At 59.0% G+C, this 17,814-nt stretch carries 18 protein-coding genes; 8 read left to right on the top strand and 10 right to left on the bottom strand.

Translation table 11 applies throughout. The features are described 5' to 3' along the window. Positions 1–61 precede the first annotated feature (61 nt). Complete coding sequence (locus HMPREF2888_RS07470) at positions 62–1,909, top strand: alpha/beta-hydrolase family protein (RefSeq protein ID WP_082778662.1); 1,848 nt, start codon at positions 62–64, stop codon at positions 1,907–1,909. Positions 1,910–1,949: 40 nt separating this feature from the next. Here the strand turns inward: HMPREF2888_RS07470 and msrA are convergent, their stop codons facing one another. Continuing rightward, entirely contained in the window at positions 1,950–2,600 is a 651-nt protein-coding gene (gene msrA / locus HMPREF2888_RS07475) for a peptide-methionine (S)-S-oxide reductase MsrA (RefSeq protein WP_061925106.1), read from the bottom strand. Positions 2,601–2,797: 197 nt separating this feature from the next. On the opposite strand from msrA, the gene HMPREF2888_RS07480 reads away from it, so the two are divergent. Further along, positions 2,798–3,400 (top strand): superoxide dismutase, encoded by a 603-nt coding sequence (locus HMPREF2888_RS07480; protein WP_061925107.1) that lies wholly within the window; start codon positions 2,798–2,800, stop codon positions 3,398–3,400. Positions 3,401–3,495: 95 nt separating this feature from the next. Here the strand turns inward: HMPREF2888_RS07480 and HMPREF2888_RS07485 are convergent, their stop codons facing one another. After that, complete coding sequence (locus HMPREF2888_RS07485) at positions 3,496–4,404, bottom strand: LysR family transcriptional regulator (protein ID WP_061925108.1); 909 nt, start codon at positions 4,402–4,404, stop codon at positions 3,496–3,498. Between the two features lie 92 nt (positions 4,405–4,496). Here HMPREF2888_RS07485 and HMPREF2888_RS07490 point away from each other — a divergent pair, with 92 nt between their 5' ends. After that, positions 4,497–5,648 (top strand): MFS transporter, encoded by a 1,152-nt coding sequence (locus HMPREF2888_RS07490; protein ID WP_061925109.1) that lies wholly within the window; start codon positions 4,497–4,499, stop codon positions 5,646–5,648. 11 nt (positions 5,649–5,659) lie between these two features. Then, the gene (locus HMPREF2888_RS07495) at positions 5,660–6,940 is read left to right on the top strand and encodes a copper oxidase (protein ID WP_235591090.1); all 1,281 of its coding nucleotides are present in this window, start codon (positions 5,660–5,662) and stop codon (positions 6,938–6,940) included. Between the two features lie 83 nt (positions 6,941–7,023). On the opposite strand, the gene HMPREF2888_RS07500 is transcribed toward HMPREF2888_RS07495, so the two are convergent. Beyond that, positions 7,024–8,466: a TM0106 family RecB-like putative nuclease gene (locus HMPREF2888_RS07500; RefSeq protein WP_082778663.1), complete on the bottom strand. Its 1,443-nt coding sequence runs from the start codon at positions 8,464–8,466 to the stop codon at positions 7,024–7,026. 66 nt (positions 8,467–8,532) lie between these two features. On the opposite strand from HMPREF2888_RS07500, the gene HMPREF2888_RS07505 reads away from it, so the two are divergent. Then, on the top strand, positions 8,533–9,165 hold the full coding sequence (locus tag HMPREF2888_RS07505) for a DUF6474 family protein (protein WP_061925113.1): 633 nt from the start codon (positions 8,533–8,535) through the stop codon (positions 9,163–9,165). Between the two features lie 55 nt (positions 9,166–9,220). On the opposite strand, the gene HMPREF2888_RS07510 is transcribed toward HMPREF2888_RS07505, so the two are convergent. Both HMPREF2888_RS07510 and HMPREF2888_RS07515 read right to left on the bottom strand, forming a co-directional pair. Beyond that, positions 9,221–9,859 carry a LuxR C-terminal-related transcriptional regulator gene (locus tag HMPREF2888_RS07510; protein WP_061925116.1) on the bottom strand — a complete coding sequence of 213 codons (639 nt, stop codon included), beginning with the start codon at positions 9,857–9,859 and terminating at the stop codon, positions 9,221–9,223. 42 nt (positions 9,860–9,901) lie between these two features. Further along, positions 9,902–11,074, bottom strand: coding sequence for a sensor histidine kinase (locus HMPREF2888_RS07515; RefSeq protein WP_061925119.1), 1,173 nt, complete (start codon positions 11,072–11,074; stop codon positions 9,902–9,904). Here HMPREF2888_RS07515 and HMPREF2888_RS07520 point away from each other — a divergent pair. After that, positions 11,073–11,627 carry a DUF2020 domain-containing protein gene (locus HMPREF2888_RS07520; protein WP_061925122.1) on the top strand — a complete coding sequence of 185 codons (555 nt, stop codon included), beginning with the start codon at positions 11,073–11,075 and terminating at the stop codon, positions 11,625–11,627. The genes HMPREF2888_RS07515 and HMPREF2888_RS07520 overlap by 2 nt on opposite strands. A gap of 149 nt (positions 11,628–11,776) precedes the next feature. Here the strand turns inward: HMPREF2888_RS07520 and HMPREF2888_RS07525 are convergent, their stop codons facing one another. Next, on the bottom strand, positions 11,777–12,508 hold the full coding sequence (locus HMPREF2888_RS07525; protein WP_061925125.1) for a class E sortase: 732 nt from the start codon (positions 12,506–12,508) through the stop codon (positions 11,777–11,779). A 61-nt stretch (positions 12,509–12,569) separates the two neighbouring features. Here HMPREF2888_RS07525 and yidC point away from each other — a divergent pair, with 61 nt between their 5' ends. After that, a complete protein-coding gene (yidC, locus tag HMPREF2888_RS07530) occupies positions 12,570–13,544 on the top strand; it encodes a membrane protein insertase YidC (RefSeq protein ID WP_061925128.1) in 975 nt (324 codons plus the stop codon). Here yidC and HMPREF2888_RS07535 read toward each other — a convergent pair. The 4 genes from HMPREF2888_RS07535 to HMPREF2888_RS12875 form a co-directional block, all read right to left on the bottom strand. Further along, positions 13,501–14,109 (bottom strand): TetR/AcrR family transcriptional regulator, encoded by a 609-nt coding sequence (locus HMPREF2888_RS07535; protein ID WP_061925131.1) that lies wholly within the window; start codon positions 14,107–14,109, stop codon positions 13,501–13,503. The genes yidC and HMPREF2888_RS07535 overlap by 44 nt on opposite strands. Positions 14,110–14,184: 75 nt before the next feature. Then, positions 14,185–14,448 carry a GlsB/YeaQ/YmgE family stress response membrane protein gene (locus tag HMPREF2888_RS07540; protein ID WP_061925134.1) on the bottom strand — a complete coding sequence of 88 codons (264 nt, stop codon included), beginning with the start codon at positions 14,446–14,448 and terminating at the stop codon, positions 14,185–14,187. Between the two features lie 155 nt (positions 14,449–14,603). After that, positions 14,604–15,503, bottom strand: coding sequence for a universal stress protein (locus HMPREF2888_RS07545; RefSeq protein ID WP_061925137.1), 900 nt, complete (start codon positions 15,501–15,503; stop codon positions 14,604–14,606). Positions 15,504–15,546: 43 nt separating this feature from the next. Beyond that, positions 15,547–15,690 (bottom strand): hypothetical protein, encoded by a 144-nt coding sequence (locus HMPREF2888_RS12875; protein ID WP_162839578.1) that lies wholly within the window; start codon positions 15,688–15,690, stop codon positions 15,547–15,549. Here HMPREF2888_RS12875 and HMPREF2888_RS07550 point away from each other — a divergent pair. Continuing rightward, positions 15,638–16,678, top strand: a complete 1,041-nt coding sequence (locus HMPREF2888_RS07550; protein WP_082778664.1) for a pseudouridine synthase — start codon at positions 15,638–15,640, stop codon at positions 16,676–16,678. The two genes, HMPREF2888_RS12875 and HMPREF2888_RS07550, sit on opposite strands and share 53 nt — an antisense overlap. Positions 16,679–17,814 lie beyond the last annotated feature (1,136 nt).

Here is a 17,814-nt window from a genome sequence, read left to right on the forward strand (position 1 = left end):
GATTTCACATCATTTATGCCCGATCAAACATCCCCTGCACGAGGGTGAGGATGCTGGTTGAATGGTTCGCATGCGTGATATCGCCCGCAAATTCGCCCGCACCGCAGCCATACATACCCTTTCAGCTGCGGTTTTCGGCCTGGAAGTGCTAAGCGATCTTACCCCTGGAGTACGCATGACGGGCAGGAGACGTTTGCCACAAAATATGGCGCCCGGCATCTTCGCCGCCGAGATTGCCACCTGGGCGGCGGTCTCACCCTCGCTCCTTCCTCGCCCGTGGTGGGTCACGGCCGCCAACGTCGCCATCGGGCAGGCAGCCGGACATTTCACGGCAACCACCGCTGCGTTTATCACTAAACGCGGGCTGCGCTACATCGGTAAGCGCCCGCAAGACAGGGTTGGCCCCACCACCCGCAGCCGCACCCACCTCGCACTGGGCGCAGTCACTCTTTTGATGGGCGTGCGCTCTCTGCGTAATCAGAGCGAGCAGGCCAAGCTGGTCAACAAGTACAACGAACGCGGCCCCCAGTCGGCAGCACTCGGCATCGCCATCGGAATCCTAGGTTATGGCAGCCTGCTCGTCATCGGCGAGGCCGCTCAGCTCACTGTCACCCAGCTCTCCCGCCAGGCCCAACGCTGGCTGCCACGCTGGCTGGCGTGGCCGTTGGCCGGATCAACCGTGGGTTATCTCATGACTTTGTTTAGTGACCGCATGCTGTGGCGGCGCTTCATCCACGACGCCTCGATGCAGGCGCTGCAGCTTAATAAGCTGGTCTATCCCGGCTCTGTGATGCCGTGGGAGCCTGAGCGCTCCGGCAGCCCGTGGTCCCTGGAGCCATGGACTGCCGTGGGCTCACAAGGCCGCGCCTTTTTGGATCGCGGCCCCCGCGCGCACGACATCAAGGACGTCATGCTCTGCTCTGATGCGCACGAACCGATCCGCATTTTCATTGGATTGGTCCAAGGCCGCGGCCCCATCGCTGCCGCTCAACAGGCGCTCGCCGAGCTGGAACGCACCGGTGCCTTCCGCCGCGACACCATTGTGATTGAGATGCCAGCAGGTTCCGGTTGGATCAACAACTATTCGGTATCCGCCTATGAGTTTTTAACCCATGGCGACTGCGCCACCGTGACGCTGCAGTTTTCCTATCTTCCTTCGGTCTTTTGCTACGTCGTGGACCGCAAAGCACCAATCAATGCTGCACGCGAACTCATCGCCGCGGTGCAATCACGCATCAACGATATGCCGGAGGATAACCGGCCGAAGCTTTACTTCGCCGGGGAGTCTTTGGGCTGCTACGGCATCGTTGAAAACTATCGGGACTTGGAGGAATTGCTGGCGGCTTGCGACGGCGCGGTCTTTACCGGCCCGCCGCGGATGACGGCTTTTACCCGCCGTTTGGCCCGCGCCCGCGACCGCGGTTCATTGGAGCGGCTACCGCTTATCGACGCCGGGCGGCACGTCAGGTTTGCCTCCGTACCTGCTCATATGGAGCACGATGCCTTCGGCAACGACTATCAACGCTGGCAGCGCCCCCGCGTGGTCTTTGGCCAACACGCCTCGGACGCCATCGTATGGTGGGATCGCCGCCTTATCTTCATGCGCCCTGACTGGATCCAGGAACCCACCCCAAGGACGCTGTACGCAGATACCTTCAGGCGCCTGCCATGGGTGCCGTTTATCACCTTCTGGCAGGTTGCTTTGGACCAGCTCAACTCCCTCAACGTTCCCGGCGGGCACGGGCATAACTACTTCGAGGAAACCTTCTGGTACTGGGATAGCGTGCTCGGCTCACAGGCGCGTACGCAGCTAACGCCAGAACTGGCAGAGCGCATGCGCGCCTTCGTCGAGCGCGACCAGCTCAACAAGCCTTCCGATTTCCGGCACCAGGTAAAAAAGCGTTTTTAGCTAAGAAACGCTTCTCGCTCTATCCCGGCATGGCTGGGTCTTAGCCACACTTCACGCCAGTGGAATGATGCGGGCAGTAGCCGTGCGGGTTTTTGTGCAGGTACTGCTGGTGCTCGTCTTCGGCGAGGTAATACTCGCCTGCGTCGGTCTCAGATAGCACGACTACTTCGGTGGTGGTGTCACCAAAGCCGGCGTCGGCAAGCCTGCCCGCGTAAGAGTCAACGATGCCCTGAATTTCCACGCGCTCGGCCTCGGTCTCTGGATAAAAGGCCGAGCGGTACTGCGTTCCCACATCATTGCCCTGGCGGAAGCCCTGCGTTGGATCGTGTGCCTCCAAAGCCTTGACCACGAGCTCTTTCAGGGTTACCTGCTGCGGGTCATAGGTAATCTGCACGACCTCCGCGTGATTGGTCAGCCCGCGGCAGACCTCGTAATAGGTGGGGTTTGGGGTGGTGCCGCCGGCATAGCCAACGGACGTGGACTCCACACCGGGGGTTTCCCAGAACATTTTCTCCGCACCCCAGAAACAGCCGATGCCGATCACGAGAGACTTCTGCCCCTCCTTCCAGGGGCCGGTAATCGGCGTGCCCAACACAGCGTGCGGCTGCGGCTCCAAGATCGGTTCCGCGCGCCCCGGCAGAGCATCTTCCCGGCTAACGATTTTCGGTTCTGGTTTAAACAACCACGACATGTTTTCTTCCTCGTTTCACTTTGAATTTGATGGTTATTTGATGGTTTTCACGAATTTTCTTCGGGCCGTTTGGCCACCGTTTAGGGCCAAGGCCTGCTCTTCGATGCGGACGAGTGTAGCGCGGGGTGGAAAAATTGTGGCGGAATACTTTCAGCGCTCCTATCATTGGGCACCGTACCCAAAGAAAGGAATTAACAATGGCTGTCTACGAACTTCCAGAACTCGACTACGCATACGACGCACTCGAGCCACACATCTCCGCAGAGATCATGGAGCTGCACCACACCAAGCACCACGCTAACTACGTTGCTGGCGCAAACGCTGCTCTCGAGGCTATCGACGCTGAGATCAAGGGTGAGGGCAACGCTGACCGCCTCCGCGCTCTGTACAAGAACCTTGCTTTCAACCTGGGTGGCCACACCAACCACTCCATCTTCTGGAAGAACCTTGGCCCTAACGGTGGCGGCGAGCCAACCGGCGAGCTGGCAGAGGCTATCAACCGTGACTTCGGTTCCTTCGAGGCTTTCCAGAAGGCCTTCAACGCTGCGGCTCTTGGCCTGCAGGGCTCCGGCTGGGCTGTCTTGGGCTACGACCACATCGCTGGCCGCCTGCTCGTTCAGCAGCTGACCGATCAGCAGGGCAACACCTCCATCAACTTCACCCCGCTGCTCATGCTGGATATGTGGGAGCACGCTTTCTACCTCCAGTACAAGAACGTGAAGGCCGACTACGTTAAGGCAGTCTGGAACGTATTCAACTGGGATGACGTTGCTGAGCGCTTCGCTGCAGCTTCCAAGTAAGCGTTAATTCACGCTTTTAGAGCCGGCCTTTACCCGCCTTTGATTGGCAGGAAGGCCGGCTTTCTTTTTGTTTTCACCTACTTCTCGAGCCCTTGTTAGACCCTGCCTTTAGCCCAGGCCCCTTCCACGATGAAGTCGCGGAACTGCGCGACCGGCGGAGCCTCATCTCCTTGCCGCCAGACGAGGCCAAGCTCGCGGTAGGCGGGCGGCTGCAGCGGAACGAGGTTTCTTACCTGCAGGTAGGGGTCGTCGAGGGGCAGAAGCGCGCTACCCAGGCCGGCGGCAACGAGTCCTGCCACAGTGGTTAGCTCCATCGACTCAAAGACCAACCGTGGGCTAAAGCCTGCACTGTCTGCTAGGGCGTCGAGAAGCATGCGCGTGCCATACCCGGGAAGCATGCCGATGAAGGGTTCCTCGCGGAACTCGGCGATTCCTACCTCCGCGCGGCCTGCGGCCCAGTGCCCCTCGGGCACGGCGAGCCCCAGCCGCTGCCTCTCGATCTGATGCCAACCTACCTGTGCGCTAGTTGCCGGCTCCGCCGCTTCGGGCAAAGCAGGCCGCGGGCCCACCAGCGCTAGGTCAGACTCGCCCGCGACCACGCGGCCAACCAGCTCTTGCGCCGCGCCTTGATGCAGACGAATATCCACGTTCGGATGCTGTGCGCGATAATCCTTGACCAGGTCAGGGACCATCCAGGTGCCCAGCGAATGCATGAAATCTAGGCGAACCGTGCCGCGTTCCGGGTCCATGAGCCGGGACACCATATCCCGCCCGGCGCGCTCGGCGGCGAGCATCTTCCGTGCCTGCACTACGAATGCCTCACCGCGGGTATTGAGCACCAGCCTGCGCCCCACGCGGTTGAAAAGACTTGCCCCCAGCGCACGCTCCATGCGTTGCACTCGGCGGGTGAGCGCAGACTGGGAAATGCCTAGCTCATCGGCCGCGGCGCCCACCTGCCCGAGCTCCGCAACGGCGACGACGCCACGAACGTCATCCAGGTTCACTCCCGCACCCACTTTTCTATATGCGCCATCTGCATTAAATTTTCAATTTTCAGACATTTTACACATGCATTCCCGCCACGCATGCTGTTTATATGACTAGAACCCGGCGCGCCATGCTCGCAATGCTCTTCGTGGGGCTGGCGATCTTTTCCTGTCTCTACACCACCCAAGCCCTACTGCCCACGCTGGTGGAACAGATGGGGCTCAGCTCCACGCAGGCCGCTCTGACGGTGTCGGCGGCCACTGGCGCGCTGGCACTATGCGTGATTCCCGCTTCCATCCTTTCGGAGCGATTCGGACGCGGCCGCCTGCTCATCGTCTCGGCGGTGGGCGCGACGCTGCTGGGCTTGGCCGTACCGCTGGCCCCAAACGCCGCACTGCTCATTACTTTGCGTGGCCTGCAGGGCGCGGTGATTGCCGGCGCCCCAGCCACGGCTATGGCCTGGCTATCTGAGGAGCTTTCTGCCACCGATCTCGCCCGCGCGATGGGCCTCTACATCGCCGGCACCTCCATCGGCGGGCTAACCGGCCGTCTCGTGCCCACCAGCATCGTGGAGTTCAGCTCTTGGCGATGGGCGTTGTTCGGCTCAGCCTGCGTCTCGTTATTTTTCGCCCTCGTTTGCATCTTGTTGCTGCCCGCACAGCGCAACTTCACCCCTAAGGAACTGCGCTTTGGCAACGAGCTACGCGCCATCTTTGGCCATCTGCGAAACCGCAAACTGGTGGAGCTATACCTCGTGGCATTTCTGGCGATGGGCACCTTTGTCTCGATGTACAACTTCTTAGGATTCCGGCTCATCCAGCACTTTGGCCTGGCGCCAGCGCTGGCGGGTTCGGTGTTCCTCTTCTACTTGAGCGGCACGTGGGCCTCGGCTCGCGCAGGCCGGCTGGTACAGCAGATCGGCCATGGAAAGACGCTTTTTGCTTCCTGTCTCCTTTTCGCGCTCGGCATCTTTGCCTGCGCCGGGCCCCTTCCGTTAGTTCTGCTGGGCATCGTGGCGCTGACGGTCGGTTTCTTTGCCGCGCATTCCACAGCTTCTGGCTGGGTCGGCCATCTGGCCACCCATGACCGTGCGGAGGCCTCCAGCATGTACGTCTTTTGTTATTACTTTGGTTCTTCCGTCCTGGGCGCGGTGGCAGGCCTGCTTTTCGACGCCCTGCCCTGGGCCGGCTTCATCGCCTGTTACGGCGGCGCGGCGCTGGTACTGACAGGCCTGACTTTGACCTTGAGAAAAAACGAATAAACTCGTGTTTTATGGATAAATGGTCAGCGCGCACGTGGCATCGCCGGGCCTCGCGTCCCGTGACAATCTGGATGATGGTCTTCATCGTTGCAGGCGCTATCCACACTTTTATCCCGAACGCGCGCTGGGTGCTCATTCACATCTTCACGCTGGGCATTCTGAGCAACTCCATCGTGGTGTGGTCCCAGCACCTTTCTGAGAAGTTTGTGCAAACCCGCCTGCCGGATTCCGCCCGGCCCGCCCAGCTCACCCGCATCTACGTGCTCAACGCGGGCATTGTGCTGGTGCTTATCGGTCAATTGCTTCTGCATGCGTGGTCACAGCACTGGATACTCACCCAGGTCGGCGCCACAATAGTTGCTGCGATGATTGCCTGGCATGGCGTTTCCTTGTCCGGCCAGTGGCGTGGAAGCAATGGCAAACGCTTCCGCCCCGTCGTTGCCGCCTACGTCGCCTCCGCCTTCTTCCTCGCGGTGGGCGCTGCTTTGGGCGCGCTGCTTTCGGTGCATCCTGCTCACCCACAACTGCTCATCGCCCACGTCACGGCCAACGTCGCTGGCTTCGTGGGCTTGGCCGCGGCCGGCTCGCTGACAATCTTGTTCCCGTCCATCTGGCGCACCAAGGGCGTCAACAAGCGTATGCGCCCGAGCTTCCTTTTGTTGGCGCTCGGCGTTGTCATCACCTTGGTCGGCACCATTGTTAACCACCCGGAGTTCGGGCTCGCGGTCTACTGCGTGGGTTGGGTCTTAAGCCTTGAGGGATGGGTCACCAACGTGCTCAATGTGGCTAAGGATCCGCGCGGGCGGGTGAACTACCCTTCGATCTCCGTTCTGTGCTCCGCTTTCTGGCTGGTAGGCGCGCTGACCTACTACACGGTGCAACACTTCTTTAGCCCTGAGCCCGGCATTCCCACGCTTGGACTGGTGGTGGGCTTTGCCGCACAGCTCCTCTTTGGCGTGATGAGCTACCTGCTTCCCATCACCATGGGCGGCGGCCCGGCAGCCACCCGTTCGGGCCTGCAGGAGCTCAACCGCTTAGGCCTGCTGCGCGCCACCTTCATCAACGGCGGCGTGGCGATCTGGATGTCCTCGACGACAGTCTGGGTCACCCTGTGCGCCGCCCTCTTGTGCATCGGCTCCCTCGCGGTTTACCCGGTGCTCATCGTACGCGCGGTGAAAGCCCAAAAGGCAGTGCTGCAGAAGAAGGCCGAAGGTCCTGCCCCGGAGACCACCATTCCGTGGCACCAGCTGGGCATAGGCGCGGCCATCCTAGCGCCACTGCTGCTGTTCTAATACGCAGACTCGTCGCTTACAGCGGCGGTTCCGGCGTATCCAGGATCGGAGGATGCTAGAGAGATTAGATAAAGCCCCAAAGGCTAGATGCTAGAAAGCGCAGGTACGCCCGGCGCGCCGACACTCATGAAGTCGCGCACGGCACGGGTGGCCTGCACGTCGCCAGAATTATAATCAAGGATTTGCTGGCGAACTTCCATATCCCCTGCCAAAGCTTCGCGGCGGGCGTTGACGGATTCCTCGCCGTCGAAGTCTTCGGGCCATTGAAAACCGGCAACGGGAGCCACGGTCTTAAGGCCGAGCCCATAGGGGCCCATAAAGTTGCGCTTGACGTGGACAAACATGTCAACCCACTCGGGTGAGGCGATGAACTCTTCGACCTCTTCGAGCTGTGGGGCGCCAAAACGCTTGGCGGACATGCGCATCCAGTGGTTCTCACCGTGCGCGGAATAGCAATAGGCCGCGAAGGTCTTGCCCGCAGCATGCGCCTGGGCACGCAAGCCCATCAGCCACTCCCAGAACTCCGCGAAGTTAGCGGCCTCAGCGCGCCCGCCGAGCGGTTCCCAGGTCACGAAGGCGTGGTACTCACCCTCATACCAAGCACCCCAGAGATAAGCGCCCTGGTCCAGGTAGGCCTCCATGTCCACGTCAACCTCGACATCCGCACGCGGAACCGAAAGCACTTCGTCTCGGCGCAGCATGGGCTCAGCCATCCGCCATGCCTTGGCGAGCTGGGAGGGCTCGCCCAACTGGGCGTCGATTAGCGCTTGTACCGTCTCGATGCCCTTTTCGCGGTAGGGCTTGGCGCGATCGCCCGGCAGGAACAGTGAAATGTCGTCGCGGGCGCGCAGCTCAGGCTCGCATAGCTTCCAGAAACGGCAGGTTGCGCACTCTTTGACGCGGCGTGGACCCGTGGGCAAAGGCCGCGCCAACGCACTCGCGACGTCAAAACGTGCGGTGTCGGTGAAAAATACCCGCGAGCGATCCTGGCCAATCGCTCCGCCCCGGCCCGAATTTAGATCAAGGTCCTCCAGCGCACGCGCGGCAAATGCCAGACGATAACCGTCGACGGAATGATGCCGCAGCTTATAAGGCACCTCTAGTGGTTCACTAAGGCCTACCCTGTGGGTGGGCACCGCCAGAGTGCGCGCATTTTCGTTACGGCGCGCTACGCGGTGATTCGAGACGATGATCGGCGTATATGCCTCACCCTCACGCAGCAGAAGGTCTACTTCTACCTTCCATTCGTCGGTGGCGAAAATGGCTCCCGTGATGTGTGTGTATCCATAGGCCAACGCCTCTAGCGTGGCCATAGAACGCTCCCACTCATCACCTTCCAAGTCGATGCGCCGGAAGCGGCCGGGAGCCTTGACCGGCAGGTTCGCCATCGCGGCTTCTACGGCGGCCACGTGCCTTTCGGCCCGGGCCTTGGAGGCCTCAGTTGGTTGGATCTCCGGATGGGCACGCCGCTGCACCAGCCTATAGCGACACCCCACGAGGTCCGCAGCACCAAGCACATCCTTCACAACGGGTGAGCTTAATAGAACAGCAAGGTAAAGTTGAACCCAGACAATTAAGTAAAGGAAAAATTTATGAGCATCGTGAAGAAGATTAGGAAGGCTCGCCGCGAAGCACGCGCCGAGGTCAAGGCCGCCAAGACCCGCGTCAAGGCAGAGGTTAAGGAAGCATCCAAGGCCCAGCAGCGCCAGCAGAAGCTCCTGGCCAAGCAGGAAAAGGCGCTCATCAAGTCCGAGGAGAAGGGCCTTAAGAAGCGCCGCAAGCACGAAAAGAAGATGGCACAGCTCGAGCTCGATAAGCTCAAGCACGGCCGCCTTAACAAGGACAATGTCAAGCGTTACGCCGGTGCTCTGCGCACCGCTGCCCCACTGCTGCTGCCGCTCGTTTACCGTGGCATCGTTGCGGCACAGGGCCAGCTTGAGGCCAACCGCGCTAAGAAAGCCGGCCTGACTACCGATCAGATGGCGGCATTCTCCGGCCACGGTGCTTCCTTAAAGGCTCGCACCGCAGGCATCCGCAACACCCTCAAGGATTCTGACCTCCCGGCCGGCTTCAAGCGTGACGTGAAGGAGCGCCTCAACGAGGTTGACTCTTCCATCGATAACGCCGAGTATATGACCGACCAGCAGCGCCGCCGCGTGCACAAGACCATCAACGCGGAGATTGACAACATCACCGCTAAAATCCAGCAGCGTCTGTCCGCATAAGGTCGCCCAGTAATATCCCGTTTCCCCCCTTGTGGGCAGTAAGGCCGAGAAGGCTCTACAACACGCCCTGCTCGCGAGCAGCCGCCACAGCGGAGGTACGCGAGCGCACGCCCAGCTTGTCGTAGATGTGCACCAGGTGGGACTTCACGGTTGCCTCAGACAGCATGAGGTCTTGGCCGATCTCACGGTTGGAAGCGCCGGCAGCCACCAGCTTGAGTACCTCTAGCTCTCGCGGGGTCAACGAGGTGCGCGGAGTGCGCACGCGGGTCATCAAACGATCTGCCACGATCGGCGAAAGCGCCGAGTCACCATCTGCGGCGGAATGCACGGCAGCGAGCAGCTCGTTCGGCGGAGCGTCCTTGAGCAGGTAGCCCACTGCGCCAGCCTCAATGGCGCCGAGAATATCGGCGTCGGTGTCATAGTTAGTCACTACGAGAACCTTCGGCGGATGCGCCATGGAGGAGCGAATAGCTGCGGTTGCCTCAGCACCGCCCATCACGCGCGTGCCTTCCACGCCGGCACCGAAGCGCAAGTCCATCAAGATGACATCGATTCCGCCGGCCTGTGCCGCGGACACCGCGGCCTCCGCAGTTGCCACCTCGCCTACAACCTCGATGTCTTCAGCGCCTTCGAGTACGGATCGCAGCCCGAGGCGAACGATCTCGTGGTCATCGGCCAACAAGACCCTAATCACGCGCGCTTCCTCCTAAAGTGGTCGAGACAATCATCCAAAAGTTTAATCTACCGTGCCGCCCAAGGGCATACTAACTGACACCGCAGTACCGGAACCTGGTGTTGACTCCACCACGACCTCACCGCCGAGCTCCTCCGCGCGCCGGCTCATAGCGCTGAGCCCAATATGCCCCAGGCCCGCGGGCTGGTCCTGCACCTTCGCTACGTCAAAGCCATGCCCGTTATCCACGACGTCGACACGCACCTCGTCCGGGGCATAAGTCACGGTGATGCGCGCGCGGGTGGCACCCGCATGCTTGACGACGTTGCCCACCGCGCCCTGCGCGATACGCAAAAGCGCCGCCTCTACCTTCATCGGCAGCTTAACTTCTTCACCTTCTGCCTCCACCTCGACGTTCACGCCGCTAGTGGCCGCGAAGTTCTCAGCCATGCGGTTAAGCGCCGCCTCCAGTGAAGCCTCCGCCAGCGCGGGTGGTTGGAGCGCCGCAATCATGGCGCGGGCTTCGTGCAGGTTATCGGCCGCAGTTCGCCGCGCGAGTTCGATGCGCTCCTGGGCTCGCTTGATGTCTTCCTTCCCCAAGTCCCGATCTGCCGCATGCAGCAGCATCTGGATGGAGGAAAGCCCCTGAGCCAGGGTGTCATGAATCTCGTGCGCGATGCGCTGGCGCTCTGCGATCATGCCGCTTTCACGTTCCGATTCCGCCAGCTGCGAACGCGTCTCGATGAGCTCGCGATTCATCAGGGACAAGGCTCGGAATGCGTAGTAGATAGCCACCGTCACTAGCGCAGAGACCGCAGGTCCCATGACACCGCCGAAGGTCAACCCACCCGGGATCTGCATGATCACCGAAATCGCCGTCGCCGCAATGACGCAGACTATGCCCACGTACAGGTCCAGTACGTAGAGATACAAAAAGAACAGCGCGAAGACCAGGTAAATCGCAACGGGAGCGACGAACATGTCTGCCATCCACACGACGGATAGAATCACCAGCCATAGGTATCGCACGCCCTTTGGCCATTGCTCCAAAAAGACCGAGCCTGCGAAGTAAATTGCCGCAAACGCCGTCAGCAGCAACAGGTTAATCACGGCCTGCCACAACGGCAGGCGCACCGTGCTGAAGATGGCCACCACGAGCAAGGTCGCGGTAAGGATATGAATGCCATTGCGCAAAGCCTCAGTCTCTGAGGAACGCTGGTCTATTGTGGACATCATGCGCAAAAGCCTACTGTCCGGCCTTCTGGCCGTCACGCTCGCCCTCGGCGCCTGCAGCTCCCAGGAGACCGCATCCACCGACTCCGCACCCGCGCCTCACGACGCCGCGCCGTCTTCCGCGGCTCCAGGAGACGGCCTGCCCGTCGATGCCACCGCCGAGCCGAATGCCGAAGAAGCCTGCCCCTATCTCGATACCCAGTGGGTAGCTGATACGAATGGGCAGAGGATGACCCGCACGGCCGTCGACAAGCGCTTTAGCACCCCCGCGTGCATCTTCTGGTCCTATCCGGAAGACCCGCAGGCCACGGTCGTAGTCCGCGAGATGCCGGACGTTGAACAGGCCCGTGCCGTGGTGGATTGGGCCGCCCCGGTCGATTCCACGGAACTAGCCGAGTTCGCAGGCTGGTCCGGCGGCCGCGGCGTCTTCGACGAAGCATATTCCGTATACGCCGTGCAAAAGGACAACAAGGCCGTGCTGGTGTGGTCGAATCAGCTCCAGACCTTGAAGGCTGAGCTCATCGCCCAAGAGGCGATTAAGAACTTAGGGCTTTAAACCGCCACGTCGTTATACGGCATTATCGTCGAAACCCACGGGAAAATAACCTCCATCAGGAGGCAAAATACGCCAACCGCAATCGCGAGCACCAACACCACTTTGACGGCGGTGGGCCCTGGCAAAAGATTCCATAGTGCGCGATACATCTAGCTCTCCTCCAGTACGGCAGGGGTCTTGCCCTCTACCTTCGGTTCATGTGCGACTTCCATGGCATGGACAATCATGCGCTCCGCATTCGAAAACTGCGGGTGGCAGGTGGTTAGGGTGAGCAAGGCTTCCGACGCCTGCTCGACCGGGGTATCCCAGCCCGGGACAGGGGCGATAACCCCGACATCGCCAGGCAGCGTGATATGCCGACCGCTCAGACCTTGGTACTCAGGCTTAGCCTTCTGTTCAGGGCTAAAGCAATCAGCTGGCGCGCCGTCGATTGGCAACACGCGGTAGGTTATCCACTCCGACTGGGTTTCGACCACGATGGCATCGCAGGTCTCAAGATTAGCCAAGTCATTAAATGGGGCACCCTTGCCCACGCGGTGGCCGGCGACGGCGAAGTTTCCGAGTTCCCCCGGCATCTGACTATCGGTGTAGCGACCTGGACCGCGCAGTAGATCCTCTTCCTGCGTGCCTTCAATGATGGCGAATTGGAAATCCGAGCCGAACGTCGGGATATACATCCGGGCAAAGGCCTCACCCAGCTTGGGGTGGAGTTTTCCGCGGGGGTTGTGCCACTGAGTTTCCAAGTTTTCGCTCGCCTTTTCCTGCAGGCGGTCAGACTCTAGGTTGGTCCAGTAGGCCTCATAGAAGGCAAAGAGAAGCAAGATGACGCCACTGGTCAGCAATAGCTCACCGATGACGGTGCTCACTCTATTTTTGCTCATAATTTAAACTTAATCGCTGTACAGTACAGAAAGCCCTATCCGCGCCTCGTGAAGGATTAACATGCTCGAAATATTCATGTACCCGGTCTCCGGAATCATGAAGTTGTGGCACATACTTTTCGCCCAATTCCTCGATAGCTCGCTGGCGTGGTTGGTGGCAATCGTCTTCCTTGTGATCACAATCCGTAGCTTTATTGCACCGCTGAATTGGCTTTCGGTGAAGTCGGGGCGCATTGGCGCGCTCATGCGCCCAGAGCAGGTCGCTCTCAATGCCCGCCTCAAAGAGGCAACCACGGTGGAAGAGGCGATGGAGATCCTCACCGCGCAAAAGGAACTGCGTGAGCGATTCAAATTCAACCCGGCGGTAGGCTGCCTGCCCATCTTCATCATCATGCCGATGTTCTTGGGCCTCTACCAGGTGGTTTTGCGCGCCTCCCGCGAGGGCAACAGCGACCATGTGGGCCTTTTAAATCCCGCAGACGTCGCGGCATTCCGCACCACCTTGCTCAACGGAGTACCGATTACGGATTTCGCCCGTGAGCACAAGGATCTTGTGATTCCCATCTTGGTGCTAGCGCTTTTGTTCACCGTTCTGAACATGGTCATCACGCTTTACCGCTCTTATCTGACCACGCAGTTTGATAAGAAGTTCAACCGCCGCATGCTCTGGTTTACGGTCCTGCTCATCTTCTTGGTGCCGTGGCTGCTGTGGAACACCGCAATGAACGCACCTATCCCGGTGGCAATCATTTACTACTGGGGCTGGACGTATCTTTACACGCTCATCCAGACAGTGGTTTATGAGCTAATCCTGCGCCGCCGTTACCCGCTACCAGAGGAAGTCCATGCCTTCCGCCGTGAGACCATCGGCCGCTGGCGTTCCAAGGAAGAAAAGCGCAAAAAGAAAGCCCGTTCCGGCAAGGAGGCAAAGAAACAGGCTAAGGCGAAGCGCAAGGAAAACATGCGCATCGTGGCGCAGGCTCGCAAGCAGCTTAAATCGAATAGTCAGCAGGAGGCGCAGAAAGAAGCTGAATAGCCAGTTCGCGCGCGGTCTTCAGCGGTGAAAGGTCACGGGTAAGGCGCGCGCCTGCCATGCCGCCGTCCAGGAAGATGAGCAGCTGGCTTGCCTGCGTGGCAGAAGGATAGCCGTTCTTTGCGGTAAGCAGCGCAGTCATGGTGTTGTGCACCCAGGTGCGGTGCTCTACGCAGGCTGCCACGATGCCGCGTTCAGCATCGGTTTCAGGGCGTGGATATTCGCCCGCCGCGTTTAAGAAGTGGGAGCCGCGGAATTCGATTCCTGGCTGTTCCTCGATTGCTTTATCGAAGAAGGCCAGCACCTTCTGGTGCGGATCGGTCATGTTTGCGGTACGGGCTTCCCAATCGGCCCGATACTTTTCATCAAGCGACTCCACATATGCAATGACGAGGGCGTCTTTAGAGCCAAAGAGGGAATAAAGGGATGCCTTGGCCACATCCGCCTCGCGGAGAATGCGGTCAATACCGATGACGCGAATGCCCTCGGTGGTGAAAAGATTGGTTGCGGACTCAAGGAGTCGGCTGCGCGGACTCGGACGGTTCCTGCGCGATTTCTTTTCTGGCATATCCTCTCCTAAAACGACAAAACCGGTTCATCTATACAATATAGACAAACCGGTATGTACGCTAATTAACCCTGTTTACTTGGGAGACTTCTTGGTAACCAGGCCGACAATCCACAGAAGCAAACAAGCGCCCAAGGTGGCGACGACGATCATCATGATCCATCGATTCGGGGAGTCAAAACCAACAAAGGACATAATGCCTGCGCCCAAGAGGCCGCCAAGTACACCGACGATCAGGTTGGTCAGAAGGCCGTGATCACGCTTCATAATCTTCTCTGCCAACCAGCCAGCGATAATGCCGACGATGATCGATCCGAAAAATCCTAGGCCCATGCCCATAGCTATCTCCTTTTATTAGTTCTTTCAGCTACAAGCACTATGGTGCCAGCAAAAAATATAAACACAAAAGGGACGATCTGCGTTTCCGCAGGTCGTCCCTCGAAGCGTTGATGAATCGTTAGTTAATTGCCAGGGAACCCCCAGAAACTAGCGCTCTATTCTCCGGAGTCCGGACGCACAACCATCATCGGGCATGGTGCCGACTGCAAGAGTGCGCGGGAGGTGGAGCCAAGAAGCATGCCCTTGAATCCGCCGCGGCCGTGGGAGCCAACGACGAGCAGCTGGGCGCCATCAGCGGCGTCGGTAAGTGCGCGGACCGGACGGTCACGAGCAATAACCTTCTTGACCTGAACGCCTGAGTACTCCTCTTGAAGGGAAGCAATGCGCTCGCTGAGCAGCTCTGCCTGCTCCTTCTCCACGTCTGCCCACTCAGCCTGTGCGGCGGAGAGGCCAGCGAGGGAAGCCTGAACCTGCATGTCCATCCAAGTGTGAACCGCGATGAGCTCGGCGCCACGGGCATCTGCTTCCTTGAAGGCATAAGCGGTAGCCTTCTGGGAAACCTCAGAACCATCGACACCAACAACAACCGGACCGTACTTGTTCAGCTCGGTGACGTTGTTGTTATCACGAACCACAACAACCGGGCAGGCAGCGTGGGAAACCACGGAAGCGGAAACGGAACCCATCACCATGCCGGAGAGACCACCCATACCGCGGGAGCCCATGACAATCATCGTGACGTCCTTGGACATTTCCAGCAGCATGTCAATCGGGGAGCCTTCAGCCACCGTGTGGCCGATCTTCAGATCCGGCGAAACCTCATGAGCGATGGCGCGGCCTTCTTCGATCTTCTCCAGAGTTTCTGCCTGCAGATCATCGAAGAGTTCCTTCGGAGGGACCATGCCCTCTGCGTACAGGAATTGCGGCATGGTGTAGCTGGAGGCAATGCGCAGCGGAATGCCGCGCTTGGTTGCGGTGTTAGCAGCCCAACGAACAGCGTTCTTGGAGGCTTCCGAACCGTCTACGGCAACAACAACAATGTCTTCCTTGGCCATGATGTTTTCCTTTCAGCTGGTTATACCCTCAGTCTAGTACGTACTAACCAATCTCCGCAGTAGTTGCAGCGCCTGCATTAGCTGGGAAAAATACGGAGTACAAGAACTCCGCAATCTGTGCGATTACGGCGCCAATGCCGTTAGAGAAGAATTCAATTACCGGTGCGAGAAGAGAGTCAAAATCCATGGGAAACAGACTAGTGCATATGCGCAAGGGGTTCAGCCCATTGCCAATTAAAGATGGTCTGAATCCGACCAGGGTGCGCGTACCGGCCGGCCCAATTACAGCCTGGGCATTTTTGGAAGAAGTGATTACAGCACAGCGCCATCGCAGTCCGCTTGACGACGCCGCGGCGCTCCAGGCGCGCTTCGACAACAATGAGGTGGTTCTGCGCGACCAAACGGTCCTGCGCTCGGATACACTGCTCAGCACCGACACTGACGTGTTCTTCTACCGCATGCCGGCGCCCGAAACACCGGTGCCCTATGACATCCCGATCATCTATGAGGACGAGCACCTGCTCGTAGTAGACAAGCCGCCATTTATGGCAACGATGCCGCGCGCAAAGCACATCGTCCAGACGGCCACTGTTCAGATGCGCCGCAAGACCGGAATCGACGAACTCACACCCGCGCATCGCCTCGACCGACTTACTTCCGGAATCTTGGTATTTACAAAGACGAAGGACGTACGCGGCGCCTACCAGACACTATTTGCGGAAAGGCGTGTGCAAAAGACTTACGAGGCTATCGCCCCGCTTTCCGACGTCGCGGCGGGCACCGTGTGGGAGTCACGCATCGAAAAGACCCCTGGCGAAATCCAAGGGCGCATTGTGGACGGCCCCGTAAACGCGATCACCATCCTCGCCGACGTGACCGCTGTGGACAACACCGGTTACGAAAATATTCATGGCAAGCAACCCCCGCTCGCCCGCTACACGCTCAAGCCGAAGACGGGTAAGACCCATCAGCTAAGGCTCCACATGTGGCAAGCCGGCGTACCCATTCTCGGCGACCCCGTGTACCCCGTCATCTATCCCGCCGACGCGGAGGACATGCGCGTCCCAATGCATCTCACCGCAACGCACATCGCATTCACCGATCCACTTTCTGGCAAACCTCGCGAGTTCTCCTCAAACTTGCCACTAGTCGCCCATAATTTCCTTCACCCATAAATGTTGTAATTCGTACGTCGATCCCATCGAACTTTTCACCAGGAAAATTACGAGCGTCTACAAACTCATCTTTTACCCAACCCACTAAACCGAAAAGAAATAAAAACAGCCGACCCGCATTCCAAACTTTCAAAAGCCGTGCCTCGCCCACATTAAAATGCAGCGCGCATTAGAGCATTCATGCTCAAGCTATCGTGCCCTGGACCCGACCAGAAAGCAATAACCCTGGCGCGAGCAAACCACCAAACAGGCACGACCCGTTACAGCAACCACGTACAAGCCGCAGACTTAGAGTTATAGCCCGCAGCATAAGGTCACCCCGAACGACTAAGACTCAACGCTCCGCAGACGATGAAGTCGGAGCCGCCGCGACGCAAACGAAACGACAAAACTTGAAAGGGCGACTTACCTCGGTGAGGTTGCGATTCCCCGAAACTACACCGGCACCGTAAGCCCCATAGCAACTCCGTACCCCACTCGTCGCCACTACCCAAGGACCAACCGGTCCACGGCTGCAATCGCAATAGAGAAATCGACGGCGAAATGTCTACTTTCATGCGATCCATCCATAAGAAGCGTTTCGACACTGTGCTTTAAGCCGAGACTAAGGACGGCGAATTGGAACAGTCACCGACACCGTCGCCCACGGGCAATAAATCAGTCCGGCGGCGCGCCGCTATCAGTGAAACTGTCTCTACCTGCACATTCACGAGACGGACAAGCACCAATTGCACAGCTATGCAAACAAATAGACGCAATTACCCACCGGCTCAAAATGGGACTACTCACGGAAAACGTCTCGACTAGCTGAACAACGAATAAAGCGATCTAAACGCCATTCAAAAACGCAGGGATTGAGCATTCCTAAGGGAAACGGGAAAATCGGTGTACAAACAGGAGCACTATTGGAAAACCGGTGTGGCTTGAGTGAATAATTGACGCCGCAAATACCCCTGCGATCACAAGACCTCCAGCCATGGATTCCCTGATCCAAGGCCGATAACAACCAGGTTGATTGCTCAAGCGCCGTCAGAACAAGGCAACGAAAGATGATGTATTCAGCTTCTCCGGAGTTAGCGGCCTTGGGGAAAGATCTCATCGGCATTAACCAAGCGGGGCCCTATCCTAATCAACCA

Origin of the sequence: Corynebacterium sp. HMSC077D03, assembly GCF_001808545.1 — a bacterium.
GTDB lineage: Bacteria > Actinomycetota > Actinomycetes > Mycobacteriales > Mycobacteriaceae > Corynebacterium > Corynebacterium simulans.

What these genes read in the sequence shown, in the direction of transcription:
- HMPREF2888_RS07470 (WP_082778662.1), top strand. Translation starts at nt 62, where the DNA reads ATGGTTCGCATGCGTGATATCGCCCGCAAATTCGCCCGCACCGCAGCC.
- msrA (WP_061925106.1), bottom strand. Translation starts at nt 2,600, where the DNA reads ATGTCGTGGTTGTTTAAACCAGAACCGAAAATCGTTAGCCGGGAAGAT.
- HMPREF2888_RS07480 (WP_061925107.1), top strand. Translation starts at nt 2,798, where the DNA reads ATGGCTGTCTACGAACTTCCAGAACTCGACTACGCATACGACGCACTC.
- HMPREF2888_RS07490 (WP_061925109.1), top strand. Translation starts at nt 4,497, where the DNA reads ATGACTAGAACCCGGCGCGCCATGCTCGCAATGCTCTTCGTGGGGCTG.
- HMPREF2888_RS07495 (WP_235591090.1), top strand. Translation starts at nt 5,660, where the DNA reads ATGGATAAATGGTCAGCGCGCACGTGGCATCGCCGGGCCTCGCGTCCC.
- HMPREF2888_RS07505 (WP_061925113.1), top strand. Translation starts at nt 8,533, where the DNA reads ATGAGCATCGTGAAGAAGATTAGGAAGGCTCGCCGCGAAGCACGCGCC.
- HMPREF2888_RS07520 (WP_061925122.1), top strand. Translation starts at nt 11,073, where the DNA reads ATGCGCAAAAGCCTACTGTCCGGCCTTCTGGCCGTCACGCTCGCCCTC.
- HMPREF2888_RS07515 (WP_061925119.1), bottom strand. Translation starts at nt 11,074, where the DNA reads ATGATGTCCACAATAGACCAGCGTTCCTCAGAGACTGAGGCTTTGCGC.
- HMPREF2888_RS07525 (WP_061925125.1), bottom strand. Translation starts at nt 12,508, where the DNA reads ATGAGCAAAAATAGAGTGAGCACCGTCATCGGTGAGCTATTGCTGACC.
- yidC (WP_061925128.1), top strand. Translation starts at nt 12,570, where the DNA reads ATGCTCGAAATATTCATGTACCCGGTCTCCGGAATCATGAAGTTGTGG.
- HMPREF2888_RS07535 (WP_061925131.1), bottom strand. Translation starts at nt 14,109, where the DNA reads ATGCCAGAAAAGAAATCGCGCAGGAACCGTCCGAGTCCGCGCAGCCGA.
- HMPREF2888_RS07540 (WP_061925134.1), bottom strand. Translation starts at nt 14,448, where the DNA reads ATGGGCATGGGCCTAGGATTTTTCGGATCGATCATCGTCGGCATTATC.
- HMPREF2888_RS07545 (WP_061925137.1), bottom strand. Translation starts at nt 15,503, where the DNA reads ATGGCCAAGGAAGACATTGTTGTTGTTGCCGTAGACGGTTCGGAAGCC.
- HMPREF2888_RS07550 (WP_082778664.1), top strand. Translation starts at nt 15,638, where the DNA reads ATGCCGTTAGAGAAGAATTCAATTACCGGTGCGAGAAGAGAGTCAAAA.
- HMPREF2888_RS12875 (WP_162839578.1), bottom strand. Translation starts at nt 15,690, where the DNA reads ATGGATTTTGACTCTCTTCTCGCACCGGTAATTGAATTCTTCTCTAAC.